Annotated in this window: 12 protein-coding genes; 9 read left to right on the top strand and 3 right to left on the bottom strand. The window is 53.6% G+C overall.

Annotated features, from left to right (window positions below; all coding sequences use genetic code 11):
• Window positions 1-10 precede the first annotated feature (10 nt).
• The 8 genes from fis (at window position 11) to HGO41_RS22375 (ending at window position 7,162) form a co-directional block, all read left to right on the top strand.
• Window positions 11-307: a DNA-binding transcriptional regulator Fis gene (gene fis / locus HGO41_RS22410; RefSeq protein ID WP_004097144.1), complete on the top strand. Its 297-nt coding sequence runs from the start codon at window positions 11-13 to the stop codon at window positions 305-307.
• Between the two features lie 197 nt (window positions 308-504).
• On the top strand, window positions 505-936 hold the full coding sequence (locus HGO41_RS22405; RefSeq protein ID WP_370447499.1) for a DoxX family protein: 432 nt from the start codon (window positions 505-507) through the stop codon (window positions 934-936).
• A gap of 420 nt (window positions 937-1,356) precedes the next feature.
• Window positions 1,357-2,277: a kdo(2)-lipid IV(A) palmitoleoyltransferase gene (lpxP, locus tag HGO41_RS22400; protein WP_013577304.1), complete on the top strand. Its 921-nt coding sequence runs from the start codon at window positions 1,357-1,359 to the stop codon at window positions 2,275-2,277.
• Between the two features lie 86 nt (window positions 2,278-2,363).
• A complete protein-coding gene (locus HGO41_RS22395) occupies window positions 2,364-2,549 on the top strand; it encodes a hypothetical protein (RefSeq protein ID WP_153376113.1) in 186 nt (61 codons plus the stop codon).
• 416 nt (window positions 2,550-2,965) lie between these two features.
• The gene (locus tag HGO41_RS22390) at window positions 2,966-3,991 is read left to right on the top strand and encodes an amino acid ABC transporter substrate-binding protein (protein WP_013577306.1); all 1,026 of its coding nucleotides are present in this window, start codon (window positions 2,966-2,968) and stop codon (window positions 3,989-3,991) included.
• Window positions 3,992-4,094: 103 nt separating this feature from the next.
• On the top strand, window positions 4,095-5,273 hold the full coding sequence (locus tag HGO41_RS22385; RefSeq protein WP_013577307.1) for an amino acid ABC transporter permease: 1,179 nt from the start codon (window positions 4,095-4,097) through the stop codon (window positions 5,271-5,273).
• A 9-nt stretch (window positions 5,274-5,282) separates the two neighbouring features.
• On the top strand, window positions 5,283-6,392 hold the full coding sequence (locus tag HGO41_RS22380; protein WP_041673173.1) for an amino acid ABC transporter permease: 1,110 nt from the start codon (window positions 5,283-5,285) through the stop codon (window positions 6,390-6,392).
• 8 nt (window positions 6,393-6,400) lie between these two features.
• Entirely contained in the window at window positions 6,401-7,162 is a 762-nt protein-coding gene (locus HGO41_RS22375) for an amino acid ABC transporter ATP-binding protein (protein ID WP_013577309.1), read from the top strand.
• Between the two features lie 391 nt (window positions 7,163-7,553).
• Here the strand turns inward: HGO41_RS22375 and HGO41_RS22370 are convergent, their stop codons facing one another.
• Window positions 7,554-8,243: an LrgB family protein gene (locus HGO41_RS22370; RefSeq protein ID WP_166860902.1), complete on the bottom strand. Its 690-nt coding sequence runs from the start codon at window positions 8,241-8,243 to the stop codon at window positions 7,554-7,556.
• Window positions 8,236-8,658, bottom strand: a complete 423-nt coding sequence (locus tag HGO41_RS22365) for a CidA/LrgA family protein (RefSeq protein WP_112151063.1) — start codon at window positions 8,656-8,658, stop codon at window positions 8,236-8,238. Before HGO41_RS22365 ends, HGO41_RS22370 begins: the two co-directional genes overlap by 8 nt.
• Before the next feature lie 144 nt (window positions 8,659-8,802).
• Here HGO41_RS22365 and HGO41_RS22360 point away from each other — a divergent pair, with 144 nt between their 5' ends.
• Window positions 8,803-9,681 (top strand): LysR family transcriptional regulator, encoded by an 879-nt coding sequence (locus HGO41_RS22360; RefSeq protein ID WP_166860906.1) that lies wholly within the window; start codon window positions 8,803-8,805, stop codon window positions 9,679-9,681.
• A 58-nt stretch (window positions 9,682-9,739) separates the two neighbouring features.
• Here the strand turns inward: HGO41_RS22360 and HGO41_RS22355 are convergent, their stop codons facing one another.
• Window positions 9,740-11,389 (bottom strand): Na+/H+ antiporter, encoded by a 1,650-nt coding sequence (locus HGO41_RS22355; RefSeq protein ID WP_250981477.1) that lies wholly within the window; start codon window positions 11,387-11,389, stop codon window positions 9,740-9,742.
• Window positions 11,390-11,695 lie beyond the last annotated feature (306 nt).

Below are 11,695 nucleotides of genomic sequence, written 5' to 3'. Positions count from 1 at the left end.
TGACAGAACTATGTTCGAACAACGCGTGAATTCTGACGTACTGACCGTTTCTACCGTTAATTCTCAGGATCAGGTAACCCAAAAACCCCTGCGTGACTCGGTAAAACAAGCACTTAAGGGCTATTTTGCTCAATTGAATGGTCAGGACGTGAATGACCTGTATGAGTTGGTATTGGCTGAAGTTGAACAGCCACTGTTAGACATGGTGATGCAGTATACCCGTGGCAACCAGACTCGTGCGGCCCTGATGATGGGTATCAACCGCGGTACGCTGCGTAAGAAATTGAAAAAATACGGCATGAACTGATACTAATCAGTCGATGTCTTAAAAAGGCGCTTTTCCGCAAGGGGAGCGCCTTTTTGTTTTCTGCTTTGCCCGTAAACCTTTACCCCAAAATCTGCGCAAAACCTAACCCAGATCAACCCAAATGAGAATAATTATCTCCTGCATTCAGCGATTAAGCACTACCTTAGACGGACAATAAAACGTCTCCGGGAGTCACTCTGATGAAGCAACTTTATCTTCGTTTTACCGCAGCACTGAACAAACCTGATCTGGCGATTTTGCTGTTACGGATCACCTATGGACTGCTGATTTTTCACGGCTGGCATAAGCTGCATGACGGTCTGGGCGGTATTCAGGGCATGCTGGCAGGCTATGGTATTCCGGCATTTGTCGCCTACGGCGTGATCATCGGCGAAGTGATCGCCCCGATTATGATGATGCTGGGGATTTTCACCCGACTCGCCGCGCTGTCTGCCGCAGCGACAATGATTGTTGCGTGGATGATGGTCGGTATCCATCACACCTTTGCACTCACCCCGGTCGGTGCCTGGGCGATTGAAGATATCGTCTATTACTTCATGGCCGCCGTCGTGATCGCGCTGTATGGCAGTGGACGGTACTCTGTGATGAGCAACCCGCTGTATCGCTGATATTCCCTTTCAGCATGTTTCGCCAGCGGAGCATGCTGAAATATCATGTGGTGGATATCGCGACGTCTGAATGCTAATGCCTTCTTTCCGTAGTGTTTTCATTTTATTGTCTAAACCCACACGTAAATAAACAGTAAAGAGTGCGTTTATCGGACAATTACCCTCTGCGGTTAGATCACACGACATGTTATACTCACGGCAAGAGTCGAATTCGCCCCGCTCAACGCCTACGGACAGCCCTTCAGCTTCGCGATCCCGCCTTTTAATTGTGTCTTGATAAAGTAAAAGTGAGTCAATATATGTGCTTTCGGAAACGTTTACACCCGCATGTTGTCCCACTCTTTAACAGACAATTCGTATCGCGACTGAGCTAACCCCTGACGCGTTACCCCGGTTTTTTATGCAGATGATTGGGCTTTTATGAATTCTCCTCGCTTTCGCGCATCATTTTTACATCCACGTTACTGGCTGACCTGGTTTGGCCTTGGCGTATTGTTCCTGCTGGTTCAGCTTCCTTATCCGGTGTTAAACCGTCTCGGCATCTGGCTGGGCCGGACGTCCATGCGTTTCCTGAAACGTCGTGTGTCGATAACGCGCCGTAACCTGCAATTGTGCTTCCCGGATCTCCCCGCTGATCAGGTCGAAGCGCGCATCATCAGCAACTTTGAATCCCTTGGCATGGGCCTGCTGGAAACCGGCATGGCCTGGTTCTGGTCGGATGCCCGTGTTAAACGCTGGTTTGACGTCAGCGGCCTGCACAACCTGAAAAAGGCGCAGGAAAACAAACAGGGCGTGCTGGTGATTGGCGTGCATTTTATGTCGCTGGAATTAGGCGGCCGCGCGATGGGCTTATGTCAGCCGATGATGGCGATGTATCGCCCGCACAATAATAAAGCGATGGAATTTGTGCAGACCTGGGGTCGTATGCGGTCTAACAAGGCGATGCTCGATCGCAAAGATTTACGCGGTATGGTTCACGCGCTTAAAAAAGGCGAAGCTGTCTGGTTTGCGCCGGATCAGGATTACGGCCCGCGTGGCAGCGTATTTGCGCCACTGTTTGCTGTCGATCAGGCCGCAACTACCAGCGGAACCTTTATGCTGGCGCGTCTGGCAAAACCTGCGCTGGTGACCGTTGTGCTGGTACGTAAAGCAGGCGGTACGGGTTATGAACTGGTTATCCAGCCCCAGTTGCAGGATTACCCGATCGACGATGAAATGGCGGCAGCAGCCTACATGAATCGCGTGATCGAAAAAGAAATTATGCGTGCGCCGGATCAGTATCTCTGGCTGCATCGCCGCTTTAAAACCCGCCCGGCGGGTGCGCCTTCGCTTTATCGATAAGCGCCAGAGGCCATAAAACAGTAGCCCGATGCCACCGCGTCGGGCTTTTTTCATTCATTGCATCCAATAAGAGATCTGTAATCTTTATGGCTAAAAAACCCGACGCGACACCTTCTATCTTTGACCATCTCAAAGATGATGACAGCTTTGACCTTTGGGGGCGCTCAGGCCTCAGTTCTGCGCTCAACCAAGCCAAACCTAAAACGCCGGACAATGACCAGATTGCGGCGGCGCGTAAACTGATCAACGGCAGTAAAGATCAGGCCAAATAAGTCACTCTATTTTCTCCGCTGCACTGATAATGTCCCCTGTTTTAAATCCCGTCATGCCAACATATCTCTCAGAACGCCTGGTCTGAGAGATTTACTCATCGTTTTGCCTCATTTTTTTTCCAAATATGAATGCACATTTCACTTCGCTGCAAACAGCGCGATCTGCACTCCAATATTGAAATATTCCGCACTCATTTAACGCAGCCACATTGACCGCGCACTGAAACGGGGCAATAAATTTTATACGCCTCGTCAATGTTACTGTGCAATTCCTCTACATGACTTGATTGATGGGGCGTTTTTCATGTTGGCACTCCCTTTGCAAAGACAGGTGCAGAGGGCGTTGCCCCATAAACAGACAGGGTGCTCCGGCACTTACACAATAATAATTTCAGTTTTGTCTCACAGGACGCTTTATGAAAAAAATATTGCTCTCAACACTGATTGCCGCAGCAAGCTTCGTGACACTGGCTGGTCAGGCTCATGCAGGTACCACTCTGGATGCCGTTAAAAAGAAAGGATTTGTTCAATGCGGTATCAGCGACGGCCTGCCAGGCTTCTCTTACGCTGACTCCAAAGGCAAATTCACCGGTATCGACGTTGACGTCTGCCGTGCGGTGGCTGCTGCCGTGTTTGGTGATGCTGAGAAAGTGAAATATACCCCGCTGACTGCCAAAGAGCGTTTCACCGCGCTGCAGTCTGGCGAAGTGGACATCCTGTCACGTAACACGACCTGGACCTCTTCCCGCGATGCGGGCATGGGCATGATTTTCGCCGGCGTAAACTACTACGACGGTATCGGCTTCCTGACTCACCAGAAAGCGGGCCTGAAAAGCGCGAAAGAACTCGATGGCGCAACGGTCTGTCTGCAGGCCGGTACAGATACCGAGCTGAACGTGGCTGACTACTTCAAAGCCAACAAAATGACTTACACCCCGGTCACCTTCGACCGCTCGGACGAAAGTGCGAAAGCGCTGGACTCAGGTCGTTGTGACACCCTGGCCTCTGACCAGTCTCAGTTGTACGCACTGCGTATCAAACTCGGCAAACCAGACGAATTCATCGTTCTGCCGGAAGTGATTTCTAAAGAACCTCTGGGTCCGGTAGTTCGTCGTGGTGACGAAGACTGGCTGGCGATCGTCCGCTGGTCACTGTTCGCGATGCTGAACGCTGAAGAAATGGGCGTAACCTCTCAGAACGTGGATAAGCTGGCGGCTAACCCGACGACACCTGATATGAGCAACCTGCTGGGCAAAACCGGGACTTACGGTGCTGACCTGAAAGTGCCTAATGACTGGGTAGTAAAAATCGTTAAACAGGTCGGCAACTACGGCGAAAGCTTTGAACGCAATGTCGGTCAGGGCAGCGAGCTGAAAATCAAACGTGGCCAGAACGCATTGTGGAATAAAGGCGGGATCCAATACGCGCCTCCAGTTCGCTAAATATCCTTTCTTCATGAAGTTGAAAAGTGTTTAAGGATGTTGATGCACCGGTCGTTCCCCGGTGCATCACTTCCCGGTGAAAGATTGCTAAAGGCCATTCACTATGTCGCAACGCCCAACCGAAAAAGGTTCGTTATCGCTGACCAACCCAGCCGTACGAGCCTGGATTTACCAAATTTTCGCGGTGGTGTTGCTGGTAGCCTGTTTGGGTTACCTGCTCCACAACACCATTACCAATCTGACTACACGAGGGATCACCTCGGGATTTGCGTTTCTTGAAAAAGGTGCCGGTTTCGGCATTGTTCAGCATCTTATTGATTACCAGGAAGGTGACACCTACGCCCGCGTATTTGTTATCGGTCTGCTGAATACGCTGCTGGTTTCCGCGCTGTGTATCGTTTTTGCCTCGATTCTCGGGTTCATTATCGGCTTAGGACGCCTTTCCGATAACTGGCTGATTCGCAAAGTCTCGACGGTATATATCGAGACGTTCCGTAACATTCCCCCGCTGCTGCAAATCTTCTTCTGGTATTTCGCCGTACTGCGTAACCTGCCGGGACCGCGTCAGAGTCTGAATGCTTTTGACCTGGCTTTCGTCAGTAACCGTGGCCTGTATCTGCCATCACCGGAACTGGCACCGGGTAGTCTGGCGGGCTTTATCGCCGTGCTGCTGGCGATTTTTGGCATCATCGCGCTGCAACGCTACAACCATTTCCGCCAGATTCACACCGGCCGGATCTGGCATATCTGGCCGTGGGCGATTGTGATGCTGGTTGTCTTTCCGGCGCTGGCGCACCTGATTTTCGGGCCTGCGCTGCACTGGGACGTGCCTGCGCTACGCGGGTTCAACTTCCGTGGCGGCATGGTGCTGATCCCGGAACTGGCGGCGTTAACGCTGGCATTATCGGTCTATACCTCAACGTTTATCGCCGAAGTGATCCGATCCGGCATTCAGTCTGTCTCACACGGTCAGCATGAAGCCGCCCGTTCGTTAGGATTGCCGAATCCTGTCACGTTGCGTCAGGTGATTTTGCCGCAGGCCATGCGGGTGATCATTCCACCGCTGACCAGCCAGTATCTCAATATCGTGAAAAACTCCTCTCTGGCGGCTGCAATTGGCTATCCGGATATGGTGTCGCTGTTCGCCGGTACCGTGCTCAATCAGACCGGTCAGGCAATTGAAACCATTGCTATTACGATGTCGGTGTACCTGATCATCAGCCTGGCAATTTCCTTCCTGATGAACATTTACAACCGGCGTATCGCGCTGGTCGAGCGTTAAGGGAATCCCATGACAATGACAACACTTCCTCCGGGAGTCAGAGCCGTGAAACCCGGAACGCCACTCGGAACGGCCGTGCTCTGGGCGCGTAAAAATTTGTTCTCCAGTTGGTTTAACAGCCTGCTGACGCTGTTCTGTTTATGGCTGATGTGGCTGCTGATCCCTCCGCTGTTGAACTGGGTGATTTTCCAGGCCAACTGGGTTGGCACGGCGCGCACTGACTGCACCAAAGCTGGCGCGTGCTGGGTGTTTATCCACGCACGTTTCGGCCAGTTCATGTACGGGCTGTATCCGTTCGATCAACGCTGGCGCATCAACGTCACACTGATCGTCGGTCTGCTGACCCTTGCACCGATCTTCTTTAAAGCCATGCCACGCCGCGGACGTTATATCGCCTGCTGGATGGTGCTCTTCCCGATTTTCACCTGGATCATGCTGTACGGCGGTTTCCTGGGGTTGAGTCGCGTCGAAACCCGTCAGTGGGGTGGCCTGACACTGACGCTGATCATTGCCGCTGTCGGCATTGCCGGTGCGTTACCGCTGGGCATTATGCTGGCGCTGGCACGGCGTTCAAGCCTGCCTGTCGTGCGTATTCTGTCGGTGATTTTCATCGAGTTCTGGCGCGGCGTGCCGCTTATCACCGTGCTGTTCATGTCCTCGGTGATGCTGCCGCTGTTTATGACCGAAGGGACGAGTATCGACAAACTGGTGCGTGCGCTGGTGGGTGTGGTGCTGTTCCAGTCGGCGTATGTCGCGGAAGTGGTGCGCGGCGGGTTACAGGCGCTGCCGAAAGGCCAGACGGAGGCCGCCGAATCACTGGCGCTCGGCTACTGGAAAACGCAAGGCTTAGTCATTCTGCCGCAGGCACTGAAAATGGTGATACCGGGTCTGGTCAACACTATTATCGCGCTGTTTAAGGACACCAGTCTGGTGATCATCATCGGCCTGTTTGATTTGTTCAGCAGCGTCCAGCAAGCCACCGTCGACCCTGAATGGCTGGGCATGTCAACCGAAGGCTACGTCTTCGCCGCCGCCGTCTACTGGATTTTCTGTTTTAGCATGTCGCGTTATAGCCAGCATTTGGAAAGACGCTTTCACACCGGACGTTCCGCACACTGAGGTAAACCATGAGCGACCATCAAGTCACTGAAAACCAAAATATGATGATCACGCTGGAAAACGTGAATAAGTGGTACGGACAGTTCCACGTATTGAAAGACATCAACCTGAGCGTGAAACCGCGTGAACGTATCGTGTTGTGCGGCCCTTCCGGCTCGGGGAAATCAACGACCATCCGTTGCATTAACCATCTGGAAGAGCACCAGCAAGGGCGCATCGTGGTGGACGGAACCGAACTGAACGACGACTTGCGCAATATCGAACGCGTGCGCACCGAAGTCGGCATGGTGTTCCAGCATTTCAACCTGTTCCCGCATCTGACCGTGTTGCAAAACTGCACCCTGGCACCCTGCTGGGTGCGTAAGATGCCAAAGAAAGAAGCCGAAGAACTGGCGATGCATTACCTGAAACGTGTCCGTATCGCCGAGCATGCGCATAAATTCCCCGGCCAGCTTTCCGGTGGTCAGCAACAGCGTGTGGCGATCGCCCGTTCGCTGTGTATGAAGCCCAAAATTATGCTGTTTGATGAACCGACTTCTGCGCTCGATCCGGAAATGGTGAAAGAGGTGCTGGACACCATGATCACGCTGGCGGAAGAAGGCATGACCATGTTGTGTGTAACGCATGAAATGGGCTTTGCAAGAACGGTCGCCGACCGGGTGATCTTCATGGATCGCGGGGAGATCGTGGAACAGGCCCCGCCGCTGGAGTTCTTTGCCAATCCGAAGTCAGCGAGGACGCGGGAGTTCTTGTCACAGGTGATTCACTGAGCTGAGGCCGCAGCTTGACCGGCATCTGACGGAATGGTGAAAATTTCGGTTTCTCATTAGCGGTGATCACTTATCGCGCTGCGCCGAAACCGCCCAAAAGAGGATGGTGAGGTTGTGAAGTTAACGTTGAGGCCGGTTCTAAAATACCGCCGGAGGAGAGGTGGAAAACCGCGCGTCTTTTTGCGCGGGTTGTAACCCGAACGGAGGGCACCGCGCAGCGGCGGAATTTTGCGGCTATCGCTGCGGCACCTGAAACATAGCCAGCGAGCGAAGCGTGCAGTAAAAGAGCCCGGGATTCTTAAGGGCGGCGGCGATAAGCCGCCCTTAAGGCCAGTTTGGGTGGCAACCCAAGGTCTTGACCCTAATGTTTCAGATCTTTTTCAAAAGATCATCACCACATCAGCACCCCGATCACCGGCGCAATCACCACAGTGACAACCCCTGCCAGCATCATCACCAGACTCGATACCACGCCTTCTTCCGCACCCAGTTCATAAGCTCTCGCCGTACCCGCTCCGTGCGACGCCGCACCGAAACCGGCACCTTTTGCGAGGCCGCTTTTTACCGCCAGACGCAGAAACAGCATATCCCCGACCGCCATGCCGAATACGCCGGTAATCACCACAAACAACGCGACCAGATCAGGCTGGCCACCCATTTGTTTCGCGGCTGCCAGCGCAAACGGCGTAGTGATAGAGCGTACCGCCAGACTACGCTGGATTTCTTCGGGCAGGGTCAGCATGCGCGCCAGCCAGACGGAACTGCCGACGGCAACGACTATCGCCGTCAGCACGCCCGCACTCAGCGACATCCAGTGACGGCGGATCACCGCCATATTCTCGTAAACCGGCACCGCAAACGCGATGGTTGACGGCCCGAGCAGCCATAACAACCAGTGCGTCTCACCGAGGTAATCCTGATACGACGTGTGCGTCACCACCAGCAAAATCACCAGTACAATCGGCGTGAACACCAGTGGCATCAGCAGCAGTGTGCGCTTCTGGCGGTACAGTTTTTTGTTGCCGTAATACAACCCGAGGGTGACCACAAAACACAACATGCTGATCAGTAAATCAGTCACGGCTCGCCTTCCTTGCCGCCAGACGCTGCTCCAGACGATACACTTTATCGACAACCACGGCGGTCGCCCCGAGCGTCAGCATCGTGCTGATCCCAATCACCAGAAAGATTTTCCAGCCTTCGATCATCAGCAACTGGGCGTAATTCACCACAGCCACCACGGCTGGTACGAAGAACAGCAGCATTTCCGCCAGCAACCAGCGGGAACCGGCTTTCACCCATTTCACAGGCAAAATACGCAACATAATCAGCAGTAAAAGCATCAGCATCCCGACAATATTGGCGGGTAACGGCAGATGTAACGCAGTGACCAGACGATCAGCGATAACGAATAACACCGCGTACAACACCACCTGAACAGGGATCTGACAACGGATCAGCAGGGACGGCGCTTTAGTGCGCAACGCCAACAACATGGGGACGACCTCGAAAGAGGGAAAAGTGTGAAAATGAAGTATACGCTGGCAGGAAACCGGTAAAGAAATGAATTAAAATCATAAAAATGATTCCAGTTTGGAATACTTTGTAACTCGCCGATCTGACCGGGGAAACATCAGCCCATGGACGTCCGTACCTTACGCTATTTTGTCGAAGTGGTTCGCCAGCAGAGCTTTACCCGCGCGGCGGAAAAGTTGTTCGTCACCCAGCCAACGATCAGCAAAATGCTGCGTCATCTGGAAGAAGAACTGGAATGCACGCTGATTGTCCGCGAAGGACGGCGTTTACACCTGACCGACAGCGGTCAGGCGTTGTATCAGCGTGGCCTGAATATCCTTGAGGAATTCCGCCAGCTTGAAGCGGAACTGGAAGACATTAACTCGCTGAAATCCGGTCATCTGCGGCTGGGTATTCCGCCGATGGTCGGGACGCAAATCGCGCCACTTATCGGCAGCTTCCGCCAGCAATATCCCGGCATTGAACTGATTATTTCCGAGTTTGGCGGGCTGACCGTGCAACAGGCTGTGATTTCCGGCGAGCTGGATCTGGCGCTGACTGCCCTGCCCGCTGACGCCGTGCCTTCTATCGCCTCACTGCTGCTGTTCAGTCATCCGCTGTGCGTTGTGGTGCCGCGCACGCCGCACTGGCTGAACCGCACGCGCATCGGGTTCAGTGATCTGGCTGAAGAAAGCATCCTGATTTATAACGAAGATTTTGCCCTGTACCGCCAGCTGATGGATGCCTTTACCTCACACGGCTTTACGCCAAAAATTGCGGCGCGCAGCGGGCAGTGGGATTTCCTGGCGGCGATGGTACAAACCGGTATGGGTGTGGCAATTTTGCCGGAACCTGTCTGTCAGCGGCTGGATAAGAATGCGCTGATGTGGCTGCCACTGGATCCGCTGATGCCGTGGCAGCTCGGGCTGATCTGGCATCAGGGCAGCTATCTCTCGCACAGTGCACAGGCGTGGATCACGTTGTGCCGCGACTACTGGAAATAGCCAATAAAAAACCGCGTGAACCTGGCAGCGCACGCGGTTTTTTCATTTCTGACAGAAACTACACTTCTTTTTCGACAAGCAGCGCTTCAAGTAAATCGAGGTCATGCAGCAGTTTTTGCAGCGTCTCGTTACTGATTTTCTGCGTGGCACGCAGGTGATACAGCTCACCACGTTCAGCGCGCAGCGCAGTCAGACGGAAGCGACGCTCGAGATTTTCCAGCTTCAGCGCGGTTTCCATATCATCGCGGTTGGCCGTGCGTCGCCGTAACGTCCCGATAACCCGCGAACTGATTTCCTTCAGCGTCTGTTCATCAATATTTTCTTCGGTATCCGCCGCCAGACGCTCTTCCATCTTATGCAGGCTTTCAATCGCCACTTCCGCCGCGACCGATTTCGCCATGCGCTCTTCTTCGCGATAAGCGGTACCATCCGCCACTACCACGCCTTTGAGCAGGAACGGCAAGGCAATCACACCGGCAATCAGCGAGAACAGAATGACGCCGGTCGCCAGGAACACCAGCTGATAACGCGACGGAAACGCCGCACCATCGGCGAGGAATAACGGAATCGACAACACACCGGCCAGCGTAATGGCTCCGCGCACACCGGCAAAAGACGCCACCCACAGTTCACGCGTACTGTAGCTGCCAAACAGCAGCGGTTTCTTTTTCAGGAAACGGTTGCTGAAATTCTTCATCACCCACAGCCAGACGAAACGCAGGATCAGCAGCGCAAAGTAGATAATCCCGACATCGGCAAACAGGTGCCACGTCACGATAGACGGGTCGTGTGTCGCCTGATCAATTGAGTTCTCAAGGATGCCCGGCAATTGCAGGCCCAGCATGATGAACACCATGCCGTTGAACACGAACTCAAGCATCGCCCAGACGCTGTTCGCACGCAGACGCATCGCCAGCGGTGCATTACGAATAATGCCGGACTGGCTGATGGTCATCCCTGCAGCCACAGCGGCCAGAATGCCCGACACACCGATATGTTCGGCAATCAGATAAGACGCGAACGGCAACAGCAGCAGGAACACGATTTGTGTCGCCGGATCATCACCGCTCCAGCGGCTCATAATGCGCAGCGATTTACTGTACAACCACGTCACCGCCACACCGGCCATCAGACCGCCAATCGCGACTTTCAGGAACTCTACACTGGCACCACCGACGGTAAAGATCATCGTGCCCATCGCCACGGCGATAGCGAATTTCAGTGACACCAGACCGGACGCGTCATTCATCAGCGCTTCACCTTCCAGCACGCTCATGATCGACTTAGGAATACGGCCCTTACCGACAATGCCGCCCAGTGCCACGGCATCGGTCGGCGACAGCACCGCAGCCAGCGCGAACGCGGCCACCAGCGGAATATCCGGCACCATCATATAAATCAGATAACCGATACCGACGACGGTGAGCAGCACCAGCACCAGCGCCAGCCCGAGAATTTCGCGCCCGTGGTGGAGGAATTCACGGGTCGGGGTTTTCCAGCCATCGGCGAACAGCAACGGCGGGATAAAGAGGACGAGAAACAGTTCCGGATCGAAGTCCACGTGCAGGCCAAAATTGGGCCACGCCAGCAAAGCACCGACGGCAATCTGCATTAATGGAAGAGGAACCTGAAACGGCAACATTCTGGTGACGACACCGGAGAGCGACACCACCAGAATCAAAATCAGAATGGTAAAGAAGATTTCCATGCTTTCCTTAGACTCTTATTTTTATGAATTTCAGCCAGACGCAGGTGAGTGAGTCCGGAGCGAACTAAGGAATAGTAGATCAAAAGGGGATGTGATTTAAATCAGTGCGTGCGGTTACATCAGAGAGGGTTTGCTCCTCCCCCTGCGAAGGGGGAGGACGGGAGGGAGTTTTAATGACAAAACTCATGCCAAAGCACACTTCAACCTACTGATTCGTCATTAATACCCCACCCCTGTATCTTATACACAACTCCGAACACAAGAGACCGACTACAATCTCATAAGCCTTCATATCCTAGAAAAAAA

The sequence above is a fragment of the Rahnella sp. CG8 genome, assembly GCF_023701875.1.
In the GTDB taxonomy this organism is placed as follows: Bacteria; Pseudomonadota; Gammaproteobacteria; order Enterobacterales; family Enterobacteriaceae; genus Rahnella; species Rahnella aceris.
This window is presented reverse-complemented; position numbering and strand designations above follow the sequence as displayed.